Here is a 24,355-nt window from a genome sequence, read left to right on the forward strand (position 1 = left end):
CAGGGCGTCGAACGCACCACGTCTTGCATGTCCGCTGCCGCTTCCCGTTCGACGCCCGAGGAGGTGCCCCGGCGCGCGCCCGGCCCCGACGGCCCCCGGTGCCGCCCGGGCCAGGGGTGCCGCTGCGCGGAGCGGGTCCCCTACCCGCCCTTCCACCGTTCCCCGGGGCTCCGGACCCCGGTCCTCAAACGCCGGACGGGCTGAACGGTGCGGGCGGCAGCAGCCACATCCAGCCCCGCCGGCGTTTGAGGCGCGGGGGTTCGGGGGCGGAGCCCCCGGCACGGCGGGGGCTCAGGATGTGGCGGCGGCAGCCGCGCGACCCGCGGCTCGGCCCGAGAAGAGGCAGCCGCCCAGGAACGTGCCCTCCAGCGCGCGGTAGCCGTGGACCCCGCCGCCGCCGAAGCCCGCCGCCTCGCCCGCCGCGTAGACGCCGGGGAGCGGTTCACCTGACGGGGTCAGGACGCGGGAGGAGAGGTCGGTCTGGAGGCCGCCCAGGGACTTGCGGGTCAGGATGGACAGCCGTACCGCGATCAGCGGCCCGGCCTTGGGGTCCAGGATCCGGTGCGGGGCCGCCGTACGGATCAGCTTGTCGCCGAGGTACTTGCGGGCCCCGTGGATCGACATCACCTGGAGGTCCTTGGTGAAGGGGTTGGCGATCTCCCGGTCGCGCGCCACGATCTGGTCGCGGACGACGGCCTCGTCGAGGAGGTCCTCCTTGGTCACCGCGTTCATGCCGCGCACCAGCGCGGACGGGTCCCGCTCCACGACGAAGTCGGCGCCGTTGTCCATGAAGGCCTTGACCGGGCCGGGCACGGCCTGCCGGGCGCGGTCGATGACGTCGCGGACCGACTTGCCCGTCAGGTCGGGGTTCTGTTCGGAGCCGGAGAGCCCGAACTCCTTGCCGATGATGCGCTGGTTGAGGACGAACCAGGTGTGGTCGTGCCCGGTCTTCATGATGTGGTCGAGGGTGCCGAGGGTGTCGAAGCCCGGGAAGAGCGGTACGGGCAGCCGCTTGCCCGTCGCGTCCAGCCAGAGGGAGGACGGGCCGGGCAGGATGCGGATGCCGTGCCGGGCCCAGATCGGGTTCCAGTTCTCGATGCCCTCGGTGTAGTGCCACATCCGGTCCTTGTTGACGTGGCTCGCGCCCGCCGCCTCCGCGATGCCGAGCATCAGGCCGTCCACGTGCGCCGGGACCCCGGAGAGCATCCGGGCCGGCGGGGTGCCGAGCCGGGTGGGCCACTGCGCGCGGACGAGGTCGTGGTTGCCGCCGATGCCACCGCTGGTCACGATCACGGCCTGGGCCCGCAGGGAGAAGGTCCCGGCGGTCTCGCGGCTGCTGGCGGTGCCCCGTACGGCGGTCGAGGGCTCCAGGATCTCGCCCGTGACCGTGTCCACCGCGCCGGCCGTGGCGGCCAGGCCGGTGACCCGGTGGCGGAACTTCAGCCGGACCAGGCCTCGGGCCACCCCGGCCCGGACCCGCCGCTCGAACGGTTCGACGAGGCCGGGGCCGGTGCCCCAGGTGATGTGGAAGCGGGGGACGGAGTTCCCGTGGCCGTTGGCGTCGTAGCCGCCGCGCTCCGCCCAGCCGACGACGGGGAAGAAGCGGACCCCCTGCGCGTGCAGCCAGGGCCGCTTCTCACCGGCCGCGAAGTCCACGTACGCCTCGGCCCAGCGGCGGGCCCAGACGTCCTCCTCGCGGTCGAAGCCGGCGGTGCCCATCCAGTCCTGGAAGGCGAGGTCCCGGTTGTCCTTGATCCGCATCCGGCGCTGTTCGGGCGAGTCCACGAAGAACAGTCCGCCGAAGGACCAGTGCGCCTGGCCCCCTATGGACTGCTCCGGCTCCTGGTCGAGCAGGATGACCTTGCGGCCCGCGTCGACGAGCTCCGCGGTCGCCGCGAGGCCCGCGAGCCCGGCTCCGATCACGATCACGTCTGCGTCGTACGTCATGCGTGTACCCGTCCCGTCCTGACGTCGGTGGTGGGGCAGATCCTTGGCTACGGAGCGGTAACCAGTCAACAGCGGTGGTTGGATGACTCCTGTGAGTGCTGCTGACGAGGTACTGGACGTGGTGGACCGGGACGACCGGGTCGTCGGGCGGGCCCGGCGGGGCGAGGTGTACGCGGAGGGGTTGATCCACCGCTGTGTGTTCGTGCTGGCCAGGGACGCGGAGGGCCGGGTCTTCGTGCACCGGCGGACCGCGTCGAAGCTGGTCTTCCCCTCGTACTACGACATGTTCGTGGGCGGGGTGCTGGGCGCCGGCGAGGGCTACGCGCAGGCCGCGCTGCGCGAGGCCGAGGAGGAGCTGGGCGTGAGCGGGCTGCCGCAGCCGGAGCCGCTGTTCAAGTTCCTGTACGAGGGCCCGGGCGGGGCCTGGTGGTCGTACGTGCACGAGGTGCGGTGCGAGGGGGTCGTGCGGCCTCAGGAGTCCGAGGTCGCCTGGCACGCCTTCCTGACCGAGGACGATCTGGCCCGGCGGGTCGCCGGGGGCGAGTGGCCCTGGGTGCCGGACGGGCTGGAGGCGTACCGCAGGCTGGCGGAGTACCGGCGGCGCGGCGCGTAGCGCGCCCCGTACATTGGGCGGGTGATCGACTTCGTCAAGGACGTGCGCCTGTGGTTCGCACCCTCGAAGCTGAGGGACGAGGGCGAGACCCCCGACTACCGCTTCTCGCTGGCCAACGAACGGACCTTCCTGGCCTGGATCCGCACCGCCCTGGCCCTGGTCGGCGGCGGTTTCGCGGTCGACCAGTTCCTCCCGGACCTGCGGTGGGGGGTGCGGGTCGGGATGGCGCTGGCGCTGCTCGCGGTGGGGGCCGCGTGCGCCCTGCGCGCGGTGAACCACTGGGTGCGGTGCGAGCGGGCGATGCGGCGGGGCGACGACCTGCCGCTGTCCCGGTTCCCGGTGGTGCTGAGCGTGGGCGTGGGGCTGGTGGCGCTGGCGATGGTGGTGGTCGTGCTGCTGGGCTGGACCAAGCGGTGAGTGCGTGAGCGGCAGGTACGGCGAGGGGCACGACGCGGGCCTCCAGCCGGAGCGGACCCGGCTCGCCTGGCGGCGTACGACGCTGGCCTCCTCGGTCGTGGCGGTGCTGGCCCTGCGGGCGGCGCTGCGCGGGACCGGTACGCCCGTGGAACTGGCCGGGGTGTCGGTGATCGCGCTCGTCTGGCTGCTGTTCCTGTGGGTCGCGCACCGGCGCATCCGTGCGCTGGCGGCGCACCCGCCGCGGACCCTCGCACCGCGGGCGGCGGTGGCCGCGGTCGCGTGCACCGTGGCGCTCGCCCTGTTCGCGATGGCCGTGATCACCTGATCGTCACGTCGGATGATCGGGCTTCCTCGCACCACCGCGACACAACGGGCTTGACGGGATGAACCGGGACGATCCCCACTAGCCTCGGCGCCATGACGACCCTGCACCAGGAACACGCCACACACGAGCACGCGCACGGCGCCGGCTGCGGCCACCGGGCGGTCCGGCACGGCGACCACGTCGACTACGCGCACGACGGTCACCTCCACCGGGAGCACTCCGGCCACTGGGACGAGTGCGAGACCACATCCCACACCGCCCACGAGGGCCACGACCACGCCCACGGCGCGGACTGCGGGCACGAGACGGTGCAGCACGGGGACCACGTCGACTACCTGCACGACGGCCACCGGCACGCCGTGCACGACGGGCACTACGACGACCACTGACCCACCCGCCCTCCCCGGGGCCGGCGGCGACTGACAGGATGCGAGGCGCCCGTCAACGCGACCCGGGGAGACCGCAGATGACCGCCGACGTTCCGTACCTCGTCCAGCCCGCTCCGGGGGTGTACGCCTACGTGCAGCCGGACGGGGGCTGGTGCCTCAACAACGCCGGTTTCGTGAGCGACGGCGGACGCACCCTCCTCGTCGACACCGCCGCCACCGAGCGGCGCGCCCTGGCCCTGCGCGAGGCGATCGTGTCGACCGGGGTGCCGCTCCCCCGCACGGTGGTGAACACCCACCACCACGGCGACCACACCTACGGCAACGGCGTGTTCGCGCCCGAGGCGCTGATACTCGGGCACGAGAACGCCCGGGCCGAGCAGCTCGCCGCCGGGCACCAGCTGGAGATGATCTGGCCCACGACGGACTTCGGCGCGATAGAGATCACCGCGCCCGACCTGACGTACGGCGACCGGACGACCCTGCACCTCGGCGAGACGGAGGTGCGGGTGATCCACCCCGGCGTCGCGCACACCACCGGGGACTCGATCGTGTGGCTGCCCGGGCGGCGGGTGGTGTTCACCGGGGACCTGGTCTTCGCCGAGGGCACCCCCTTCCTGGCGATGGGCTCGCTGGCCGGTTCGCTCCGGGCGCTGGAGATGCTGCGCTCCCTGGACGCGGAGACGGTGGTGCCGGGACACGGCCCGCTGACCGACCCGTCGGCGTACGAGTCCACCGAGCGCTATCTGCGGTACGTGGCCGAACTCGCGCGGGAGGGCCGGGACGAGGGACTCACCCCGCTGGAGGTCGCGCGGCAGGCCGACCTCGGCGAGTTCGCCTCCTGGCGGGAGAGCGAGCGGCTGGTGGCGAACCTGCACCGGGCGTATTCGGAACTGGCCGGGGAGCCGGAGGGGGTCCCGCTGGACATCCTGGCGGTGCTGCGGGACATGACGGTGATGAACGGCGGGACGCCGATCCTCTGCCACGCCTGACCCGCGGTCACGCGGCCGGGGTTCTTTCAGCCCGCGCTCTGGACGACATACCGACTGGTCGGCATGATGGCCCACGGACACCCGTCGCCTACTCCGCACGGAGGTGCGCAGCATGACGTCAGCATCGGCCTCGGCGCCGACCGATCCGCGAGGCCTGAATCTGGAGCGGCTGCGCGGTCATCTCGATCGGGCGCGACCGGGCCTGGTGGCCGGGGCGCTGCGCGGCCGGTTGATCGAGGGCGGCCGCTCGAACCTCACGTACGAGGTCACCGACGGGAGCTCCCGCTGGGTGGTGCGCCGCCCTCCGCTCGGGCACGTGCTGGCCACCGCGCACGACATGCGGCGCGAGCACCGGGTCATCGCGGCGCTGCACGGCACGGCGGTCCCGGTGCCGGAGCCGCTGCTGCTGTGCGAGGACGAGTCGGTGCTGGGGGCGCCGTTCTACGTGATGGAGTACGTGGACGGGGTGCCGTACCGGACGGCCGGGCAGCTCGCCGCGATCGGGCCGGAGCGCACCCGGCGCGCGGTGCTGGGCCTGGTCGACACCCTGGTCGAGCTCCACGCCGTGGACCCGGGGGCGGTGGGTCTGGGCGACTTCGGCCGGCCGGAGGGCTTCCTCGACCGGCAGCTTCGCCGCTGGGGCAAGCAGCTCGCGGCCTCGCGGGGGCGGGAGCTCGCGGGGATCGACGAGCTGCACGGCGCGCTGGGGCGGGCGCTGCCCGACTCCCCCGCGCCGACCGTGGTGCACGGGGACTTCCGGCTGGACAACGTGCTGATCGGCGGTCCGGACGACACGATCCGGGCGGTGCTGGACTGGGAGATGTCCACGCTCGGGGATCCGCTGACCGATCTCGGGCTGCTGGTGATGTACAGCTCGGACCTGGGCCTGACCGAGTCGCCGGTCAGTACGACCAGCGGGGCGCCGGGGCATCCGACGCCCGCCGAGCTGATCGAGCGGTACGCCGCGCGGTCCGGCCGCGACACCGGTGCCATCGCCTGGTACACGGCCTTCGCCTGGTTCAAGCTCGCGGTGATCCTCGAAGGCATCCACTACCGCTACACGCTCGGGCAGACCGTCGGGGCGGGCTTCGACCGGATCGGCGAGCTGGTGCCGGTCTTCATCGAGCACGGACTGACCACCCTCCACGAACCGCAGCAAGGCTGAGGAGCCGATCAGCATGGACTTCGCATTCGACGCCCGGACCGAGGAACTCCGCGGGCGGCTGCTCGCGTTCATGGAGGAGTACGTCTACCCGGCGGAGCCCGTCGCCGCCGAGCAGCGCGCACGGCTGGCCTCGCCCTGGGACACCCCGGCCGTGTTCGGTGAACTGAAGGCCGAGGCGCGCCGTCAGGGCCTCTGGAACCTTTTCTTTGTAGACCAGCACAGCCTTCCCGATGGCGAGTACGGCGCCGGGCTGACCAATCTCCAGTACGCCCCGCTCGCCGAGATCACCGGCCGCAGCCCGCACCTGGCGCCGATGGCGACCAACTGCGCGGCGCCGGACACCGGGAACATGGAGCTGCTCGCGCAGTTCGGGAACGAGGAGCAGAAGAAGCAGTGGCTGGAGCCGCTGCTGGCCGGGGAGATCCGGTCCGCGTTCGCGATGACCGAGCCCGAGGTGGCCTCGTCGGACGCGACGAACATCGAGACCCGGATCGAGCGGTCGGCGGACGGGTCCGAGTACGTGATCACCGGCCGGAAGTGGTTCATCTCCGGCGCCATGAACCCGGACTGCAAGATCTTCATCGTCATGGGCAAGACCGATCCGGAGGGCGCCGATCCGCGCCGTCAGCAGTCGATGATCCTGGTCCCGCGCGACACCCCGGGGGTGGAGGTGCGGCGGGCGATGACGGTGTACGGGTACGAGGACCACGACCACGGCGGTCACGCGGAGGTGGTCTTCGACGGGGTCCGGGTCCCGGCGGCGAACCTGATCGGCGAGGAGGGCACCGGCTTCGCCATCGCCCAGGCCCGGCTCGGCCCGGGCCGCATCCACCACTGCATGCGGCTGATCGGCATGGCGGAGCGGGCCATCGAGCTGATGTGCAGGCGCGCGGTGGGACGTACGGCCTTCGGCAAGCCGCTGGCCGCGCAGGGCGTCGTCCAGAACTGGATCGCGGACGCCCGGGTGACGGTGGAGCAGCTGCGGCTGCTGGTGCTGAAGACGGCCTGGCTGATGGACACGGCGGGGAACCGGGGCGCGCACACCGAGATCCAGGCCATCAAGATCGCGACTCCGCGGGCGGTGGTGCGGATCCTGGACGACGCGGTGCAGTTGCACGGCGCGGGCGGGGTGAGCCAGGACTTCCCACTGGCCGAACTGTGGGCGGCGGCGAGGACGCTGCGGCTGGCGGACGGTCCGGACGAGGTCCACCAGCGCTCGCTGGCCCGCCGGGAGCTGAAGGGATACGCCGCCCCCTCCTGAACGTGTGGGAATCGTGCGGGAGTTCGTGCGAACCCATGTACGACGTGAAGGCGGTGCGGGGAGCCCTTTGAGAAACCTTGTTGAACAACCCCGAACCGCCGGTACGTTCTTGATTTGCGCCTGTCAATCGGAACAGGGTTCTCCAGAAGGTTTGACGCCCCACACGTCAGCATGAGGAGAACTCTCCATATGGCAACTCACAAGCGCTCGCGCACTTTCCGGTACGCGGCGATCGGCACGGGAGCCGCAGCGGCGGCCGCCGCGGCCCTGATCGCCAGCCCCTTAGCCGGGGCGGCGACACCGGCCGAGGGAACGGTGTACGGACTGGGCGCACCCGGTGCGATCAGCGGTAGCTACGTCGTCATACTCGACGCATCCGCGAACAAGGAAAAGCTGGCCAAGAAGTACGGCGGCGAGCTGAAGCGCACCTACAGCTCGGGGGTCAACGGCTTCTCGGCCGCGGGCCTGAGCGAGACCGAGGCCAAGCGGCTCGCCGCGGACCCGGCCGTCGGCAAGGTCGTGCAGAACAAGAAGTTCACCATCAACGCCACCCAGGACAACCCGCCTTCATGGGGTCTGGACCGGATCGACCAGACCGCCAAGGCGGGCGACAAGAAGTACAGCTACCCCGACGGCGCCGGCGAGGGCGTGACGGCGTACGTCATCGACACCGGCATCCGCACGACCCACAAGGACTTCGGCGGCCGCGCCACGTCCGGCTTCGACGCGGTGGACAACGACGACAAGGCCGACGACGGCAACGGCCACGGCACGCACGTCGCGGGCACCATAGCGGGGACCTCGCACGGCGTCGCCAAGAAGGCGAAGCTGGTCGCGGTGCGGGTGCTGGACGACAACGGCTCCGGGACGACCGAGCAGGTGGTCGCCGGGATCGACTGGGTCACCCAGCACCACTCGGGGCCCTCGGTGGCCAACATGAGCCTGGGCGGCGGCGCCGACGAGGCGCTCGACGAGGCGGTGCGCCGGGCCATCGCCTCGGGCGTCACCTTCGCCGTGGCGGCGGGCAACGAGTCGGCGGACGCCGGGCAGGGCTCGCCGTCGCGGGTCCCGGAGGCGATCACGGTGGCGTCGAGCACCATCGACGACCAGCAGTCCTCGTTCTCCAACTTCGGCTCGGTGGTGGACCTGTACGCGCCGGGCTCGGACATCACGTCCGCCTGGAACGACAGCGACACCGGTACGAAGACCATCTCGGGCACCTCGATGGCCACCCCGCACGTGGTGGGGGCCGCTGCGGTCTACCTGGGCGGGCACCCGAACGCGACCCCGGCCCAGACGGCCGCGGCGCTGACGGCCGCGGCCACGAGCGGCGCGGTGACCAACCCCTCGGCGGGAACGCCGAACAAGCTCCTGAAGGTCGCCCCGTAGGCATCCGGCGATCCGGGGATCCGAGGACTTGGGGGGATCCGGTGATCCGGTGATCCGGTGATCGGGTGATCTAGGGACGCAGGGCGCGCAGCAGCAGGTCGGCGAGGTGATCGGCGACCTGCTGCGGCGTGAGCGGACCGTCCGCCCGGTACCAGGTGGACAGGTGGTGGACGGACCCGAAGTGGTAGTCCACCACCAGGTCCGCGGGGGTGGCGGTGGAGAACACCCCGGTGCGCTGGCCCTCCTCGACCAGGGCCCGGAACCGCTCGTGGTAGCGGCGGCGCTCGGCCCGTACCTGCTTGTACTTCTCCGGGCTGAGCTGGTGCATCGACCGGAAGAAGATCATCGCGTCGTCGAGGTTCTCGATGGTGGTGACCACCACGTCGGCGGCCGCCGCCCGCAGCCGTTCCTCGACGGGCGCGTCGGAAGCGGCCACCGCGTCGAGCCGCTGCTGCTGGGTGCGCAGCATCCGCGCGTACACCTCGTGCAGCAGATCGTCCTTGGACCCGAAGTAGTGGTAGAGCGCGCCCTTGGTGACCCCGGCCGCCTCGACGATCTCCTGGACCGAGGTGCGGTCGTAGCCGCGCTCGGCGAACAGCCGTGTGGCGACGGCCAGCAGCCGCTGCGGTACCGGCGCTTCGTGCGTGCCCTCGGGCTCCGTCGTCTTGGCAGCCGCCATGGCGCTGACCTTCCCTTCCCAGTCCTTCGTACGACCGTCCGACTCTTTTCAGCCTCGGTCGCGCAGTTCTCGTCGCAGGATCTTGCCACTGGTCGTCTTCGGAAGAACAGGCAGGATCTCGACCTGACGCGGGTACTTGTACGCGGCCAGGCGCTCGGCGCAGTGGGCGGCGAGTTCCTCCGGTGCCGCCGAGGCTCCCGGACGCAGGCTGACGTACGCCTTGACGTCCTCCCCGCGGTACGGGTCCGGGACGCCGACCACGGCCGCCTCGCGGACCGCGGGGTGCGCGTAGAGCACGTCCTCGACCTCGCGCGGCCAGACCTTGAAGCCGGAGGCGTTGATCATGTCCTTCTTGCGGTCGACGACGTAGAGCCAGCCGTCCTCGTCCATGAACCCGACGTCACCGGTGCGCAACTCGCCCCCGGGGAAGGCCTCCGCGGTCTCGGCGGGCAGACCCCAGTAGCCGCGGACGACCTGGGGTCCGCGGACCACGATCTCCCCGGTCTCGCCGAAGGGGACCTCCGCGCCCTGCTCGTCCAGGACGCGGACGACGGTGTCGGCCCCGGGCAGGCCCACGGAGAGGGTGCCGGAGGCCGGGTCGACGGGGGCTTCGAGGTGCACGGGCACGGAGGCGGAGGCGGCGGTGGTCTCGGTGAGGCCGTAGCCGTTGCGGAGGTAGAACCCGAAGGCGGCGCGCAGGCGCTCGACGAGCGCGGGCGGGAGGGGTGCTCCGCCGGAGGAGATCACCTGGAACGAGGCGAAGTGGTCGCGGGTGACGGCGGGGTGGGCGGCGAGGGCCATGAAGGCGGTCGCGGGGCCGACGGTGTAGGCGGGACGGTGTTCGAGGAAGGCGTCGAGGACGGCTCCGGCCTCGAACCGGTGGGCGAGGACGAGGGTGCCGGCGTTGGCGAAGCAGGCGGCGAGCTCGCAGACCATGCCGGTGATGTGGAAGAGCGGGGCGAGGGCGAAGTAGGCGGCGCCCTCGGGCAGGGGGTGGCCGGCGACCTGGCGGGCGGCGTTGTGCATGAGCGCGCCGTGCGGGTTCATGGCGCCCTTGGGGGTGCCGCTGGTGCCGGAGGTGTAGCCGATGAGGGCGATGTCGTCCCCGCTCAACCCCGGGTCGGCGGGCCCGCCCCGCCGCTCCCGCGCCACGCCGAACAGGTCCAGCACCAAGGGCTCCCGAGCCGCCGGCGGGTCCAACGGCGCCTGAGCGTCGCCCGGCCCCGCCGGCGTTCGAGGCGCGGGGGTCCGGGGGCGTAGCCCCTGGGAACGGGGGGCGGGGCGGAGCCCCGGGGCGGTCGGAGCCGCGGCGGCGTCGGAGGCGGGAACGGTGGAAGGGCGGGTAGGGGACGGCTCCGCGCGGCGGGACCCCCCGGCCGGGCCGGGGAAGACGCGGGGGTCGTTGCGGGTCTGGTGGTCCGTGTCCCGGGCCGTCAGGACGACCCGCACACCGCTCCCCCGCACCGCCCCCCGCAGGTACGCCTGCCACGCACCCGCCTCGCACACCAGCACACCCGCCCCCGAGTCGCGCAGCACGTGCCCGACCTCGGCGGACTTGTACATCGGATTGAGCGGGACGACCACCGCCCCCGCCTTCCAGGCGGCGAGTACGGCGAGCACGAAGTGCGGGGTGTTCTGGAGCATGACCGCGACCCGGTCCCCCCGCCGAACGCCCTCCGCCGCGAGGCGGCCGGCGATCGAGTCGGAGAGCGCGTCGGCCTGCGCGTAGCCGATCCGGCCGTCGAAGTAGGCCAGCGCGGTCCGCTCGGGGGCCCGGGCCACGGCCTCCCGGAAGGCGTGCAGCACGGTGGGCGGCGCCGCGAGGGGGGCCCGCTGCGCCGCGCTGAGCAGGCCGAGCCACGGCTTGGCCGCGTAGCGGGAGCCGGAACGGGAGCCGGAGTTCACCTGGATTCCCACTTGCGCTGGAGATGGTTCATACCGCTCAGCCAGCGGTCCGGGTCGGTGGCACGCGCGGTGTGGAAGTCCGCCACCTCGGGGTGCGGGAGGATCAAGAACCGGCCCTTCTCCATGCCGTCGAACAGTGCGTCCGCGACCGCGTCCGGCTCGATCGCGGTCGGCGCGAGGACGAGTTCGCCCGCCGAGCCCGCGGCGGTCAGCATGTCGGTGCGCACTCCCTGCGGGCAGATGGCGTGGACCTGGACGCCGCGGTGGCGGTAGGTCAGCGAGAGCCATTCGGCGAAGGCGAGAGCACCGTGCTTGGTGACACTGTACGGGGCCGCTCCGATCATGGTCAGCAGTCCCGCGGCCGAGACGGTGGAGACGAAGCGGCCGCTCCCGCGCTCCAGCCAGTGCGGCAGCAGCAGGCGGGCCGCGCGGACGTGTGCCATGACGTTGACGTCCCAGGCCGCCTCCCACACGGCCTCGTCGGCGAACGCGTCGCCGCCGGAGGCGAGTCCGGCGTTGGCGCAGTAGACGTCGATCGTCCCGCCCAGCGCCTCGCGCGCCTCGGCCACGATCGCCGAGGCGTCGCCGGGGACCGCCACGGCCCGTCCGCCGATCTCGTCGGCCACCGCGGCGGCCTTGGCGGGGTCGAGGTCGTTGACCACCACCGTGGCGCCCTCGGCCGCGAAGCGGTGGGCGAGGGCGGCGCCGATGCCGCCGCCCGCGCCGGTGACGACGACTCGCTGGTCCTGGTACGCGCTCACGGGATCACCCTTCGGGGACGGACGCCGACTGCCGGTGCCGGGCAGACTAACCGGTCGGTATGTCGTGGCGGAAGGGGGCCGACGCCTAGCGTGACGGCATGAGTCTGTCGCGACGGGGGCTGCTGGGACTGGCGGGGGCGGCCGGGGCCGCGGGGGCGATCGGGGCGGCCGCGCCCCGGGCGGAGCGGGTGCGCACCGGGTTCGAGCGGCTCGCCGCGGACGGGTACGGCCTGCTGGCCGGGCAGAAGGTGGGGGTGGTCACCAACCCCACCGGCATCACCGCCGACGCCCGCCATCTGGTCGACGTACTGCACGCGGAAGCAGCGGTGGACCTGGTCGCGGTGTTCGGGCCCGAGCACGGTTTCCGGGGCACGGCCCAGGCGGGCGGTTCGGAGGGCGCCGGGCGCGATCCGGCGACCGGGCTGCCCGTTTACGACACGTACGACAAGAGCGGGGAGCGGCTGGCGGAGGTGTTCAGGGCGTCCGGGGTGGACACCGTCGTCTTCGACATCCAGGACGTCGGGGCTCGCTTCTACACCTACATCTGGACCTTGTACGACTGCATGCGCGCGGCCGCCCTCGCGGGCAAGTCGATGGTGGTGCTGGACCGGCCCAATCCGGTGGGCGGCCGGCGGGCGGCGGGGCCGGTGCTGGAGCGCGCGCAGGCGAGTTTCGTGGGGCGGGAGCCGATCGCGCTCGCGCACGGGATGACGGTGGCCGAGCTGGCGCTGCTCTTCAACGGCGAGTTCCTGGGCGCCGATCCGGTCAGGCTGCGGACGGTGGCGATGTCCGGCTGGCGCCGGGGCTCCTTCTTCGGGGAGACGGGACTGCCCTGGGTGCCGCCGAGCCCGAACATGCCGACTCCGGACACGGCCCTCGCGTACGCCGGCACCTGCCTGTTCGAGGGGACGAACCTCTCCGAGGGCCGCGGGACGACCACGCCGTTCGAGGTGGTGGGCGCGGAGGGGATCGACCGGCGCTGGGCGGAGGCGGCGAACGCGCTGGGGTTGGCGGGCGTGTGGTTCCGGGAGGCGTACTTCACGCCGTCCTTCTCCAAGCACGTGGGGAAGACGTGCGGCGGGGTCCGGCTGATCGTGCACGACCGGGAGGTCTTCGACCCGGTCCGGGCCGGGATCGGGCTGCTGGTGACCGCGCGCCGGGTCTGGAGCGGCTTCGGCTGGCGCGAGGACCACTGGATCGACAGGCTGACCGGCTCGGACCGGGTGCGGACGATGGTGGACGCGGGGGCCGGGGTGGAGGAGATCGCGGGCGACTGGGCTGCGGGGTTGGCCCGGTTCGAGGCCGTGCGCGGGAAGTACCTGCTCTACGGCTGAGCCGGTGGTGTCACGGGTCTGGCCGGGCGGGGACGGCGGCAGGATGCTGGACCCGGCGGGATCCAACGGCGTTCGCGGACGTGCGGAGGCACGGCTGCGCGGATGCACGGTTCGGAGGGGACCTCATGGCGCAGAACGTGGCCGGGACCGGGGCGGGGATCGGGGCGCAGAACGTGGCCGGGATCGGGGCAGGGGTCGGGGCGGGGTCCGGGGCGGGGTCCGGGGCGGGGATCGGCGTCGGGCCGTACGCGGAGCTGACCTTCGACTCCGAAGGGGACCTGGACCGGGCCACGTACGGGCCGGTCCAGCGGATGGAGGCCACGGACCTGCTGGTCTTCGCGCACGGCTGGAACAGCGACCGGTCCACGGCGACCCGGCTCTACGACCGGTTCTTCGCCCCTTTCCCGGGGCTGGTGGGGTCGGGGGTGCGGCTGGGGTACGTGGGGGTCGTATGGCCCTCGATCCGCTTCTCCGACGAGCCGATTCCGGACTTCGACCCGCCCGGCGCCCTCGCGGAACCCGGCTTCGGTACGGCGCTCGACCCCGCCACCCGTCAGGCGCTCGGCAGGTTCTGGCCGGGGCGCGGCGCGGAGCTGGACCGGGTCGCGGAGCTGCTGGAGGAGCGGCCGGAGTCGGAGGCGGCGTTCGCCGAGTTCGGGGCGCTCGTACGGCGGCTCTCCGGAGCGGACGGGGGGTCGGCCGCCGCGCCCGGGGCGGTCCCGGCCCTGTTCACGGACGACGCCGTGGAGGTGTGCCGGGCCCTCGCGCTCGCGCTGGTCGAGGCGGGCGGGCCGCCCCTGGGTCCGGGGGAAGGGCTGGGGTCGACCCTCGGCGGCGGATTGCGCGGGTTGTGGGGCGGAGCCAAGGAGCTGCTGCGGCAGGCCTCGTACTACCAGATGAAGAAGCGGGCGGGGGTGGTCGGCGAGCGGGGCCTGGGGCCGGTACTGGCGGAGCTGGCGGCGGCCCGCCCCGCCCTGCGGATCCACCTGATCGGGCACAGCTTCGGGGCCCGCCTGGTCTCGTTCTCGCTGCGCGCGGTGCCGGACGGCGCCCGGTACGTCACGTCGCTGACCCTGCTCCAGGGGGCCTTCTCCCATTACGCGTTCTGCGACCGGCTGCCGCACGACAGGGGGCGCGGGGGCGCCCTGGGCGGGCTCCAGCGCCGGGTGGACGGACCGGTGCTCGCCTGCCATTCCCCGTACGACTCGGCCCTGAAGGTGTTCTACCCGCTGGCCTCCCGGATGGCCGGGGATTCGGCCGGTCTGTTGGGTTTCGACGAACGGTGGGGCGCGCTCGGGCACGACGGGGTGCAGGCGGTACCGGGCGCGCCGAGGCTGTCCCTGGACGCGGCCCTGCGCGACGGGTTGCCGACGTCGGGCTGCGTGAGCGTGGACGCCGGTTCCGTGGTGCGGCGAGGCGGGGCCCCTTCGGGGGCGCACAGCGACATCTGCCACGCCGAGCTGGCCGAACTCGTGGTCAACGCGGGGCGCATGGGGCGCTGAGTTCCGGCCATGTGCCACCCGCACGCCTCGTCCGCCCTGCATGCGCCCGCTGTCCGCCGGGCATGTTGGGCACATCGGTGCAGGTGGAGGTGAAAGTGTGATGGCGGGTTTCCGGAGTCTGGCCTACCAGGTGCGCGACGCGCGCAACGACCGGGCGCTGCGGCGCCATTCGCTGCGCCGCTGTCTGGAGCGGTTCGCGCCGTACGGGCACCGGGCCACGTGGTGGCACCTGTGCGACCGGCACGGGATCGCCCCCGAGGACCGGGGGGCCGATCCGCTGCGGCTGGTGGCGGCGCTGGAGGAGCTGGAGGACGCGCGGGCCGTGTGGCTGGAGTACGAGCGGCAGTTCGCGGAGCGGCGCCGCCGGGAGAAGCACGACGGGCTGCGCCGGCCGGAGTGGGCGTGGGGCGGCAGCGGGGACGCGGTGGTGCGGTGCGCGGATCCGGGGGTGCGGCCGGAGGGGACGCTGGGTGAGGTGCTGCGTCGTCTGGTGAGGGCACTGGAGTCGGAGCCGGGTACGGGGTGCCCGGTCTGCGGGGACAGCGAGCTGCGCTGGCCCGCGGTGGTCCGGGTCGGCTCGTGGGAAGGGGCCTGGGCGTGGGACGGGCCGCTGTGCGCGGGCTGCGGGATCGTGGTGCCCAGACCGGCGCTGGCGGAGGCTCCCTCGGCGGCGGTCCGGGCGGGGGCCGCGTGAGAACGGCCCTGCCGGGGCTGCCGGTCATGCCGGTGCTGCTGGCGTCGGTGAACGGTGCTCGGAGCGCCTCGGACGGTCCTGCCGTGCCCATGTCCCCGGCCGATCTAGCGGATTCGGCGCTGGCGGCGGTCGCCGCGGGGGCCGGGGAGGTGCTGGTGCACCCGCGGACCCCGTGCGGGCGGGAGAGCCTCTCGCCCAGGGTGGTGGGGCCGCTGCTGGAGGAGCTGCGGGGCGCGGGGGTCGGCGTACCCCTGGTGGTGCCGGCGGGCGTCGGGGCCGGGCCCGGTGCCGTCGAGCGGCTGGAGCGGGTGCGCTCGTGGACGGTGCTGCCGGACCGGGCGGTGGTGCGCTTCGCGGAGCCGGGGGCGCGGGAGCTGGCGGAGGCCCTGCTGGGCCGGGGTGTGGCGGTGGACGCGGTGGTGCCGCTGGGTGGGGCGGCCGGGCCGACCGATCCGGATCCGATGGCCCGGTTCCTGGCCTGGCCGGTGCGCGAGCCGGGCCGGGTGCGGCTGGTGGCGGAGCTGCCGTCGGCCGATCCGTCGCTGGTGGCCGGGTTGCGCGGGCTGCCCCCGGTGGCCGTGGTGCTGTTCGGGCGGGAGGCCGCGGCGTGGCCGGTACTGCGGCTGGCGGGGCGGTGCGGGACGGGTGCGCGGACGGGCGTGGGCGACGTACTGCACCTGCCGGACGGGCGGCCGGCCCGGTCGAACGCGGAACTGGTGGCGGCGGCCCGCGCGGTGCTGCGCGACGCGACGGACCCGGGGCCGGCCGTACGGGTCTAGAGCGGGAGCGTGGGCCGGGCGCGCCCGTCCACAGCGGGACCCGGGGGCGGGCGCGCCCTGTCCAGAGCGGGACCCGGGGGCGGGCGCGCCGTTCTAGAGCCGGGATCCGGTGACGCGGTCGCCTATGACGTCGTCCGGGTTGGACAGTGCGCAGGTCTTCATCGAGAGGCAGCCGCAGCCGATGCAGTCCGTCAGGTGGTCGCGCAGGCGGGCGAGCCGGTGGATGCGCTCGTCGAGTTCCTTGCGCCAGGCCTCCGAGAGGCGGGCCCAGTCCTCGCGGTTGGGGGTGCGCTCCTCGGGGAGTTGGGCCAGTGCCTCGCGGATGTGGGCGAGGGGGATGCCCACGCGCTGGGCGGCGCGTACGAAGGCGACGCGGCGCAGGGCGTCTCGGGTGTAGCGGCGCTGGTTTCCGCTGGTACGGCGGCTGCTGATCAGGCCCTTGGTCTCGTAGAAGTGGAGTGCGGAGACGGCGACGCCGCTGCGGGCGGACAGCTGGCCGACGGTGAGTTCGTGGACGTTCTCGGGAATCTGCGGCACCCGGCCGAGCGTAGTCGGAGGTCCGTTGACATACACATACGGTCCCAGCATGCTGAGCAAACGCTTATTCGTCTGTTCATGTGCACCGACAGGTAGGAGCAAGGGCATGGCCGAGCCGAGGGTCTTCACGTCCGCCGAGGAGCTGCGCGCCGGGATCGGCGAGCCGCTCGGCCCGAGCGGCTGGCTGGAGGTGGACCAGAAGCGGATCGACCTCTTCGCCGACGCCACGGGCGATCACCAGTGGATCCACGTGGACCCGGAGCGGGCGGCGGACGGCCCCTTCGGCTCCACCATCGCGCACGGCTACCTGACCCTGTCCCTGCTGCCGAGCCTGGTGCCGCAGATCATGCGCGTCGAGGGCATGCGGATGGGCATCAACTACGGGACGAACAAGGTCCGTTTCCCGGCGCCGGTGCCCGTCGGTTCGCGGCTGCGCTCCACCGCCGTGATCACGGAGGTCACGGAGGCGGGCGGCGGCGTGCAGGTCACGGCGACGGTCACGGTCGAGCGGGAGGGCGGCGACAAGCCGGTGTGCGTGGCGGAGTCGGTGTCCCGCTACTACTTCTGAACCGCGCCGGGACCACTTCAGCGCTTCACTGCTTCACTGCTTCCGGGCGGGGGCCGCGGGGCTCGCGCCCACCATGCGGAGCACGAGGTCGGCGTAGAGCGCGCCGACCTCTTCGGGCGTGCGGTGTCCGGCCGCGCTGAACCAGCGGGCCACGTCGATGCACAGCGAGAGCACGGCGAGGGTGGTGCCGGGCACGTCCGGGACGTCGAACTCCCCCGTCGTGACGCCGTCGGCCAGGATGCGGCGCACGGCGGCGTCGCTCTCCCGGCGCAGTGCCACGATTTCGGATCGGTGCTCCGGAGCGAGAGCGTCGAGCTCGTACTGGACCACGCGCGCGGTGGTGTGGTGCGCCGCGTGCCACCCCACGAAGGAGCGCACGGCCGCGTCGAGCCGCTCCGCCGCGGATCCGGGGCCCTCGGCGGCCGAGGTCAGGATCTCCAGCGCCTTGTCGTGGCCGATCCGGCTGATCCGGTGGAGCAGCTCTTCCTTGGTCTTGTAGTGGATGTAGAGCGCGGCCGGGCTCATCCCGGCACGGCCGGCGATGTCGCGTGTGGTGGTCGCGTGGTAGCCGCGCTCGGCGAAGGCGTCGACGGCGGCCACGAGCAGCCGCCTCGCCGCGTCGGGGGTGACCTCCGACCACGGCCGGTAGCCGCCGGTTTCCGCGCTGTCCATCGCTCGCTCACCCTCTTCGCCTTGTAGGAATGAACACCTTACCGGAGGGTGAGCAAGCGCTTAGCGATCCTGGGCGTTGGGCTGCTTCGGAGCGAAGGGGTCGTAGTTCGTCATGAGCTTCTCCATCCGGGCCTGGTCGACCCGGCTGACGATCTGACCGACCTCCTGACGGTCGCGGATCACCTTGGCGAGGGTGAAGGCGGAGGTCGTCAGGTAGAGCACCGCGATGCCGAGGAAGGAGCGGACCCAGGCGTTGGTGTCCAGGTTGTAGATCCCCAGCGCCACGGCGGCGGTGGCGACGCCGAAGGAGGCGACGGCCTGGGCGTAGAAGGCCCCCGTGTTCTGCTGCTTGACCGGTGTCTCGTTCATGGGTCCAGCTTCGGGCGGGGACGGCGCGGACACATGGGTGCGCGTACTCACCTACGTACTCAGAAGGGGCTCAGAAGGGGCTCAGAAGGCGGAAACCCCCGTGCGCGCGCGGCCGATGAGGAGTTTCTGGATCTGGCTCGTGCCTTCGTACAGGGTCATCACGCGGGCGTCGCGCAGCAGTTTGCCGGCCGGGTACTCGTCGATGTAGCCGTAACCACCGTGGACCTGGAGGGCGTTGCTCGCGGCGCGCACGGCGGCCTCGGAGGCGAAGAGCTTGGCGGTGGAGGACTCGGTGGCGAAGGGCTGCCCGCGGTCGATGAGGTCGGCGACCCGCCAGGTCAGCAGTCGGGCCGCGTCCACGTCGACCGAGATGTCGGCGATCAGCTCCTGGACCAGTTGGTGGTGGGCGATCGGCTTGCCGAACTGCTCGCGCCGGGCGGCGTAGGAGACGGCGGCGTCGAGGGCGGCCTGCGCGATGCCGACGCATCCGGCGGCGACCGACATCCGGCCCTTGGCCAGCGCGGACATGGCGACCGAGAAGCCCTTGCCCTCGGGGCCGAGCATCGCGGAGGCGGGCACGCGGACGCCGTCGAGGGCGAGTTCGGCGGTGGCCTGGCCGCGCAGCCCGAGCTTGCCGTGGATCTCGCGGCGGGCGAGGCCGGGGGCGTCGGCGGGCACGAGGAAGGCGGAGACCCCGCGGTGGCCCGGCTCGTCGTTGGTGCGGGCGAAGAGCAGGACCACGTCGGCCCAGGTGCCGTTGGTGATGAAGGTCTTGCCGCCGCTGATCACGTACGAGTCCCCGTCGCGCACGGCGCGGGTGGTGAGGTTGCCGGCGTCGGAGCCGGTGCCGGGCTCCGTCAGGCCGAAGCAGCCGAGGGCGTCGCCGGAGCAGAGCCGGGGCAGCCAGTCGTTCTTCTGCTCCTCCGTCCCCCAGGCGGCGATGGTCTTGGCGACGAGGCCGAGGGAGACGGAGACGATGCCGCGCACGGAGGAGTCGCCGCGGCCGAGTTCCTCGGTGACCAGCACGTAGGCGAGGTGGTCACCGCCGGAGCCGCCGTACTCCTCGGGGACGGTCAGGCCGAGGAATCCGAGGGCGCCGAGCTTCTTCACGATGGCCCGGTCCACGCTTTCGGCGCGGTCCCAGTCGGCGGCGTACGGGACCACCTCGCGCTCGGTGAACGCGCGGGCGAGCCTGCGTACGGCCGCCTGCTCCTCGCTCAGCTCCATGTCCACCGGGCACCTCCGGGTGTGTCGTGGGTCGTCCGCGGCCGCCACGCCCCCCGGTTAACTAGCACCGGTAGTTTATGGCGGGCAGGCCCTACTATGTGGCGCATGGCCAGACCGCGCAAGCCCCTCCTCAGCCGAGCCCTCATCGTCGAGGCGGCCGGTGCCCTGGTGGACGCGGAGGGTCTGGAGGCGGTGTCGACGCGGCGGCTGGCCGCCGCGCTGGGCGTCAGCGGGCCCTCCCTGTACAACCACTTCCGGACGAAGGACGAGATCCTGGAGGCGGTCGCGGACGCGGTGAGCGCACGGGTCGACCTGTCGATGTTCGAGGGCGGCGGGCAGGACTGGCGCGGGGCGCTGCACGCGTGGGCGCACTCGTACCGGGACGCCCTGTCGGACCATCCGAACATCGTGCCGGTACTGGCGCGGGGCCCGGGTCGCCGGCCGGCGGGTCTGAGGCTGGCGGACGCGGTGTTCGGCGCGATGACCGAGGCGGGCTGGCCCCCGGGACAGGCGACCCGGATCGGCGCGCTGATGAGGTACTTCATCCTGGGCTCGGCGGTGGCCTCGTTCGCCGGTGGTTTCGTGGACGACGAGACGGCCTACGACCCGTCGGACTACCCCCACCTGGGCCAGGCGCACCTGCTGGCCGAACGCCGCCGCGAGGTGGACGAGGGCGCCTTCGAAACGGGGCTGACGGCCCTCCTGGACGGGCTGGCCCTGCAGTACGAGGCGCTGCGCGAGACCGTGCGCTAGCGGCGCCGCGACCGCGACCGTCCGCGACCGTCCGGGCCCGGTGAGCGGGCGGTGAGCGGGCGGTGAGCGGTGGCGGCCACCGTGTCCTCGTCGCCGGATCCACCGCGGACCGGCCGCCGAACGAGGAGCAGGTCATGGGCAACACGACGCACCACGCGACGAACCACGCCACGGGCAACGCGACGGGCGAACTGGCGGGCAAGACCGCGCTGGTGACGGGCGGATCCCGCGGGATCGGCCGGGCGGTGGCGCTGCGCCTCGCCGCCGAGGGCGCACTGGTCGCGGTCCACTACGGCGGCAACGACGCGGCGGCCAAGGAGACCGTGGCCGCGATCGAGGAGGCGGGCGGCCGGGCGTTCGCCGTCCGCGCCCGGTTCGGCGAGGAGGGCGCCGTGGACCGGCTGTTCGAGGGCCTCGCCGAGGGACTGGCCGGACGCGGGCTGGACATCGTGGTCAACAACGCCGGCATCATCTCGGGCAACTCGATCGCGCGGGTGACGCAGGAGGAGCTCGACAGGCTGCTCACGATCAACGTCAGCACGCCGTTCTTCGTGATCCAGCGCGCCCTGCCGCTCATGAACGACGGCGGCCGCATCGTCAACATGGGCTCGACCGCGAGCCGGTTCGCGGTCTCCACCCAGATCGGCTACACGATCAGCAAGGCGGCACTGGAGTCGATGACCCCGTCGCTGGCCAACGAGCTCGGCGGCCGGGGCATCACGGTGAACACCGTCGCACCCGGCGCGATCCGGACCGACATGACCGCCGGCTACACCTCCATCCCCGAGGTGGTCGCCGGGCTCGAATCGATCACGGCCCTCGGCCGGCTCGGCGAACCCGAGGACGTCGCCGACGTCGTCGGGTTCCTGGCGGGCCCGCGGGGCCGCTGGGTGACCGGCCAGACCATCGACGTCTCGGGCGGGACCTACCTGGGCCCGATCGCCCACGCGTGATCGACTCGGATGGCGTCCGGATCAACTCCGGATCAACTCCGTTGGATAATCACCGACATGCTGTTCGGAATACTCGGCGAGACCCGGGCGTGGCACGACGACGGCACCGAGGTGCCGCTGGGCGGACCGGCCCGCCGCGCCCTGCTGGCCCTGCTCCTGCTGAACCCGGGAGAGGCCGTCTCGGCGGACCGGCTCGCCGATGCCCTCGACCCGGACGGAGCGCTGTCGGCGCACGCCCTGCAGTCCCAGGTGTCGAGGCTGCGCAAGTCCCTCGGCGCGGCGGCCGCCATCGAGCAGGCCGGGGCGGGCTACCGGATCGTGGTGGCGCCGGACGACGTGGACGCGTGCCGGTTCGAGCGGCTGGCCCAGGAGGGGCGGGCCGCGCTGCGCTCCGGGGAGGCCGGACGGGCGGTCGTACTGCTGCGCGAGGCCCTGGAGCTGTGGCGGGGGCCGGCGCTGGACGGCCTCGACGGCAGCGAATCGGGCCGGCCGGCCGCCGTACGGCTGGAGGAGCGCCGGCTCGGGGCGATCGAGGACCGGATCGAGGCCGAGTGCCTGCTCGGCGGGCACCACACCGCCGTACCGGAGCTGCGCGAACTGGTCGGCCGCCATCCCCTCCGGGAGCGACTGGCGGGGCTGCTGATGCGGGCGCTGTTCGCCGAGGGCGGGCAGGCCGCGGCGCTGGTGGTGTTCGAGGAGACCAGGCGGCACCTGGCCGATGAGCTGGGTGCCGACCCGTCGGCCGAACTGGTTGCCCTGCACCGGGAGTTGTTGAGTGCGGATCCCTCGCCCGCGCCCGCCGCACCGCCCGCCCAGCTGACGGCCTTCGTCGGACGGGGCGAGGAGGTCTCCGAGGTCGCGGGGCTGCTGCGGGTGGCCCGGCTGGTCACGCTGACCGGCCCGGGCGGCGTCGGCAAGACCAGGCTGTCCGTCGAGGTGGCGGGCGCCCTGGCCGACGAGGTGTGCTTCGTCGAGCTGGCCCCGCTGCGCGACGGTACGGGAGTGGCGCAGGCGCTGCTGGGCGCGCTCGGCCTGCGGGAGAACGGGCTGACCCTGGGCGACGGCGCGCAGGCGCCGGTCGACCGTCTGGTGGCGGCGCTGTCCGACCGGATGCTGCTGCTGGTCCTGGACAACTGCGAGCACGTCGTCGACGAGGCCGCGGCGCTGGCGGCGCGGCTGTTGGCGGCCTGCCCTCGGCTGCGCGTCCTGGCGACGAGCCGGGAACCGCTCGGGATCATCGGCGAGAGCATCCGGCAGGTGCGGCCGCTCGACGGCGACGCCGCCGTACGCCTCTTCACGGACCGGGCGGGCGCCGTGCGGCGCGGTTTCACCGCCGACCCGAAGCTCGTACGGCGGATCTGCGCGGCCCTCGACGACCTGCCGCTGGCCATCGAGCTGGCGGCGGCGCGCGTCAGGACCCTGGACGTCGAGGACCTCGCGGGACGGCTCGACGACCGGCTGGGGGTCGCGGCCCGCGGCAGCCGTACGGCCGACGAACGGCACCGGACGCTGCGTTCGGTGGTCGCGTGGAGCTGGGACCTGCTGTCGGAGGCGGAGCAGTGTGCCGCCCGGCGGTTCACGGTCTTCGCGGGCGGTGCGACGGCCGGGGCCGCGCTGCGGGTGTGCGGCGCGGACGAGGAACTGCTGGAGTCGCTGGTCGGCAAATCGCTGTTGGAGGTGGCGGGGGGCCGCTACCGGATGCTGGAGACGATCGGCGCGTACGGCGGCGAGCGGCTCGACGCGGCGGGTGAACGGGACGCCGTACGACGGGCCCACGCCCGGTGGCTGCTGGAGCTGGTACGGACCGCCGACCCGCATCTGCGGCGGGCCGAGCAGCTGGAATGGCTGCCCGTCCTCACCGCCGAGCACGGCAACTTCCTCGCGGCGCTGGGCCGGGCGGTCGAGGCGCGGGACGTGGAGGGCGGGCTGGAGCTGCTCGCTGCGGCCTCGCACCACCTGTGGATCCGGGGCATGGCCTCCTCGGTCGCGCCGCAGGCCATCGCGCTGCTGGAGGCGATGGGGGGCGTGGCGGACGACGGGTCGGGCTGGGCTCCGCCGGACGGGCTCGGCGAGGGGTACGTGCTGTGCGTGCTGCTGGCGGCGTCCGGTACCGGCGGGCGGCCGGTGTGGCAGCGCCACCGTGCGGCGGCCGGATCGGCCCTGGCCGCGGCGTGGTCGGCTGCCCGGCCGGGCCGCCATCCCGTCGCCCTGTTCCTGTGGATGATGCGGAACGCGGGCGAGTCCGATCCGCACGGCGCGTTCGAGCTCGTCTCCTCCCAGCGCGACTGCTCCGAGCCGTGGGCGCGGGCCGCCGCCCGGTACGTTTCGGGGTTCGGGCCGCTCGGCGAGGGCGACACGGAGCGGGCCGGGCGGGAATTCGGCGCCGCGGTCGAAGAGTTCCGCGCGCTCGGCGACCGGTGGGGCACCGCGCTGGCCCTGGACACGCTCGCCGGCCTGGCGGGCGGGCGCGGCGACCTCGCTCGGGCGATCGCGCTGACCGACGAGGCCCTCGTACTCACCGAACAGCTCGACGCCCTGGAGGACAGCGCGGATCTGCTGGTCAACCGGGGCGACCACCTCGTCGGGGAGGACCCGGCGGCGGCCCGGGCCGACTACGGCAGGGCGGCCGCTCTCGCGCGACGTGCCGGCAGCTCCACCGGGCTGGCGGCGGCCCTGCGCGGCCTCGGTGACCTGGCCCTGCTCGACGCGGACCTGCCGGAGGCACGGCGGCTGTACGAGGAGGCGCTGGAGCGGGTCGACCCGCACTGGGTCAAGAGCGTCGGCACCCGGGTCCGTACGCTCGCAGGGCTCGGCCACGTCGCCGAGGCGCGCGGCGACCGGGGCGCGGCCCGGGAGTACTACCGGGAGGCCGCGGAGGGGGCGGCGGTCATGGGGGCCGACACCCTGGCGGTACTCCGGCTGCTGGGCGTCCCCGAGGGCGTCGTGGGCAGCGTGGTCGGGGCGACGGAGGATACGGGCTCGGCGGGGACGGGGGACTCGTCGGGTCCGGTGGGTCCGGGGGGCACGGGGGGCTCGGTGGGCACGGGGGGCACGGGGGGCCCGCCGCCGGGGCGGTGAGCCGGCGTTGCGGTGAGCGGGCGGCTCGGTGAGCGGGCGGCTCGGTGAG

Annotated in this window: 24 protein-coding genes; 16 read left to right on the top strand and 8 right to left on the bottom strand. The window is 73.5% G+C overall.

The genetic code is table 11. The features are described 5' to 3' along the window. Positions 1-291: 291 nt before the first annotated feature. Positions 292-1,947 (bottom strand): FAD-binding dehydrogenase, encoded by a 1,656-nt coding sequence (locus ACFYYJ_RS34150; protein ID WP_389138040.1) that lies wholly within the window; start codon positions 1,945-1,947, stop codon positions 292-294. 82 nt (positions 1,948-2,029) lie between these two features. Between ACFYYJ_RS34150 and ACFYYJ_RS34155 the strand changes: the two genes are divergently transcribed. From ACFYYJ_RS34155 to ACFYYJ_RS34190, 8 genes are all read left to right on the top strand, one after another. Further along, a complete protein-coding gene (locus ACFYYJ_RS34155; protein WP_389138042.1) occupies positions 2,030-2,560 on the top strand; it encodes an NUDIX hydrolase in 531 nt (176 codons plus the stop codon). 21 nt (positions 2,561-2,581) lie between these two features. Continuing rightward, complete coding sequence (locus ACFYYJ_RS34160; RefSeq protein ID WP_385129063.1) at positions 2,582-2,977, top strand: YidH family protein; 396 nt, start codon at positions 2,582-2,584, stop codon at positions 2,975-2,977. 4 nt (positions 2,978-2,981) lie between these two features. Beyond that, positions 2,982-3,302, top strand: a complete 321-nt coding sequence (locus ACFYYJ_RS34165) for a DUF202 domain-containing protein (RefSeq protein ID WP_389138044.1) — start codon at positions 2,982-2,984, stop codon at positions 3,300-3,302. Between the two features lie 92 nt (positions 3,303-3,394). Further along, on the top strand, positions 3,395-3,691 hold the full coding sequence (locus tag ACFYYJ_RS34170; protein WP_385129061.1) for a hypothetical protein: 297 nt from the start codon (positions 3,395-3,397) through the stop codon (positions 3,689-3,691). Between the two features lie 77 nt (positions 3,692-3,768). Next, positions 3,769-4,680 (top strand): MBL fold metallo-hydrolase, encoded by a 912-nt coding sequence (locus tag ACFYYJ_RS34175; protein ID WP_389138046.1) that lies wholly within the window; start codon positions 3,769-3,771, stop codon positions 4,678-4,680. Positions 4,681-4,792: 112 nt separating this feature from the next. Then, the gene (locus tag ACFYYJ_RS34180; protein WP_389138048.1) at positions 4,793-5,845 is read left to right on the top strand and encodes a phosphotransferase family protein; all 1,053 of its coding nucleotides are present in this window, start codon (positions 4,793-4,795) and stop codon (positions 5,843-5,845) included. A gap of 13 nt (positions 5,846-5,858) precedes the next feature. Then, the gene (locus tag ACFYYJ_RS34185) at positions 5,859-7,106 is read left to right on the top strand and encodes an acyl-CoA dehydrogenase family protein (protein ID WP_389138050.1); all 1,248 of its coding nucleotides are present in this window, start codon (positions 5,859-5,861) and stop codon (positions 7,104-7,106) included. Between the two features lie 189 nt (positions 7,107-7,295). After that, positions 7,296-8,495 (top strand): S8 family serine peptidase, encoded by a 1,200-nt coding sequence (locus ACFYYJ_RS34190; RefSeq protein WP_385364259.1) that lies wholly within the window; start codon positions 7,296-7,298, stop codon positions 8,493-8,495. 70 nt (positions 8,496-8,565) lie between these two features. Here ACFYYJ_RS34190 and ACFYYJ_RS34195 read toward each other — a convergent pair whose 3' ends face one another. The 3 genes from ACFYYJ_RS34195 to ACFYYJ_RS34205 are packed head-to-tail and all read right to left on the bottom strand — an operon-like array spanning position 8,566 to position 11,840. Then, entirely contained in the window at positions 8,566-9,174 is a 609-nt protein-coding gene (locus ACFYYJ_RS34195; RefSeq protein WP_384585310.1) for a TetR/AcrR family transcriptional regulator, read from the bottom strand. A 48-nt stretch (positions 9,175-9,222) separates the two neighbouring features. Further along, positions 9,223-11,091, bottom strand: coding sequence for a class I adenylate-forming enzyme family protein (locus tag ACFYYJ_RS34200; protein WP_389138053.1), 1,869 nt, complete (start codon positions 11,089-11,091; stop codon positions 9,223-9,225). Then, positions 11,076-11,840, bottom strand: a complete 765-nt coding sequence (locus tag ACFYYJ_RS34205) for an SDR family oxidoreductase (RefSeq protein WP_385129054.1) — start codon at positions 11,838-11,840, stop codon at positions 11,076-11,078. The genes ACFYYJ_RS34200 and ACFYYJ_RS34205 overlap by 16 nt, the downstream gene beginning before the upstream one ends. 98 nt (positions 11,841-11,938) lie before the next feature. Here ACFYYJ_RS34205 and ACFYYJ_RS34210 point away from each other — a divergent pair, with 98 nt between their 5' ends. The 4 genes from ACFYYJ_RS34210 (at position 11,939) to ACFYYJ_RS34225 (ending at position 16,149) form a co-directional block, all read left to right on the top strand. Then, a complete protein-coding gene (locus ACFYYJ_RS34210) occupies positions 11,939-13,174 on the top strand; it encodes an exo-beta-N-acetylmuramidase NamZ domain-containing protein (RefSeq protein WP_389138055.1) in 1,236 nt (411 codons plus the stop codon). Positions 13,175-13,299: 125 nt separating this feature from the next. Beyond that, complete coding sequence (locus ACFYYJ_RS34215; RefSeq protein ID WP_389138056.1) at positions 13,300-14,676, top strand: serine-threonine protein kinase; 1,377 nt, start codon at positions 13,300-13,302, stop codon at positions 14,674-14,676. Positions 14,677-14,776: 100 nt separating this feature from the next. Next, positions 14,777-15,370, top strand: coding sequence for a hypothetical protein (locus ACFYYJ_RS34220; protein ID WP_385129050.1), 594 nt, complete (start codon positions 14,777-14,779; stop codon positions 15,368-15,370). 26 nt (positions 15,371-15,396) lie between these two features. After that, positions 15,397-16,149 (top strand): 3-keto-5-aminohexanoate cleavage protein, encoded by a 753-nt coding sequence (locus ACFYYJ_RS34225; RefSeq protein WP_389138151.1) that lies wholly within the window; start codon positions 15,397-15,399, stop codon positions 16,147-16,149. Between the two features lie 93 nt (positions 16,150-16,242). Here ACFYYJ_RS34225 and soxR read toward each other — a convergent pair whose 3' ends face one another. Continuing rightward, the gene (soxR, locus tag ACFYYJ_RS34230; RefSeq protein WP_385129049.1) at positions 16,243-16,686 is read right to left on the bottom strand and encodes a redox-sensitive transcriptional activator SoxR; all 444 of its coding nucleotides are present in this window, start codon (positions 16,684-16,686) and stop codon (positions 16,243-16,245) included. Between the two features lie 106 nt (positions 16,687-16,792). On the opposite strand from soxR, the gene ACFYYJ_RS34235 reads away from it, so the two are divergent. Then, positions 16,793-17,254: a MaoC family dehydratase gene (locus ACFYYJ_RS34235; RefSeq protein ID WP_376655927.1), complete on the top strand. Its 462-nt coding sequence runs from the start codon at positions 16,793-16,795 to the stop codon at positions 17,252-17,254. Positions 17,255-17,287: 33 nt separating this feature from the next. Here the strand turns inward: ACFYYJ_RS34235 and ACFYYJ_RS34240 are convergent, their stop codons facing one another. The 3 genes from ACFYYJ_RS34240 to ACFYYJ_RS34250 all read right to left on the bottom strand — a co-directional run bounded on the left by ACFYYJ_RS34240 (position 17,288) and on the right by ACFYYJ_RS34250 (position 19,528). Beyond that, the gene (locus ACFYYJ_RS34240; protein ID WP_385129048.1) at positions 17,288-17,926 is read right to left on the bottom strand and encodes a TetR/AcrR family transcriptional regulator; all 639 of its coding nucleotides are present in this window, start codon (positions 17,924-17,926) and stop codon (positions 17,288-17,290) included. A 60-nt stretch (positions 17,927-17,986) separates the two neighbouring features. Continuing rightward, positions 17,987-18,295 (bottom strand): YiaA/YiaB family inner membrane protein, encoded by a 309-nt coding sequence (locus tag ACFYYJ_RS34245; protein ID WP_385129047.1) that lies wholly within the window; start codon positions 18,293-18,295, stop codon positions 17,987-17,989. Between the two features lie 81 nt (positions 18,296-18,376). Continuing rightward, positions 18,377-19,528 carry an acyl-CoA dehydrogenase family protein gene (locus tag ACFYYJ_RS34250; protein WP_385363942.1) on the bottom strand — a complete coding sequence of 384 codons (1,152 nt, stop codon included), beginning with the start codon at positions 19,526-19,528 and terminating at the stop codon, positions 18,377-18,379. 99 nt (positions 19,529-19,627) lie between these two features. Between ACFYYJ_RS34250 and ACFYYJ_RS34255 the strand changes: the two genes are divergently transcribed. The 3 genes from ACFYYJ_RS34255 (at position 19,628) to ACFYYJ_RS34265 (ending at position 24,306) form a co-directional block, all read left to right on the top strand. Further along, positions 19,628-20,275 carry a TetR/AcrR family transcriptional regulator gene (locus tag ACFYYJ_RS34255; RefSeq protein ID WP_389138060.1) on the top strand — a complete coding sequence of 216 codons (648 nt, stop codon included), beginning with the start codon at positions 19,628-19,630 and terminating at the stop codon, positions 20,273-20,275. A gap of 134 nt (positions 20,276-20,409) precedes the next feature. Further along, a complete protein-coding gene (locus tag ACFYYJ_RS34260) occupies positions 20,410-21,228 on the top strand; it encodes an SDR family oxidoreductase (RefSeq protein WP_389138152.1) in 819 nt (272 codons plus the stop codon). Between the two features lie 57 nt (positions 21,229-21,285). Further along, the gene (locus ACFYYJ_RS34265) at positions 21,286-24,306 is read left to right on the top strand and encodes a BTAD domain-containing putative transcriptional regulator (protein WP_389138062.1); all 3,021 of its coding nucleotides are present in this window, start codon (positions 21,286-21,288) and stop codon (positions 24,304-24,306) included. Positions 24,307-24,355 lie beyond the last annotated feature (49 nt).

The organism is Streptomyces sp. NPDC002467 (assembly GCF_042889825.1).
Classification (GTDB): domain Bacteria; phylum Actinomycetota; class Actinomycetes; order Streptomycetales; family Streptomycetaceae; genus Streptomyces.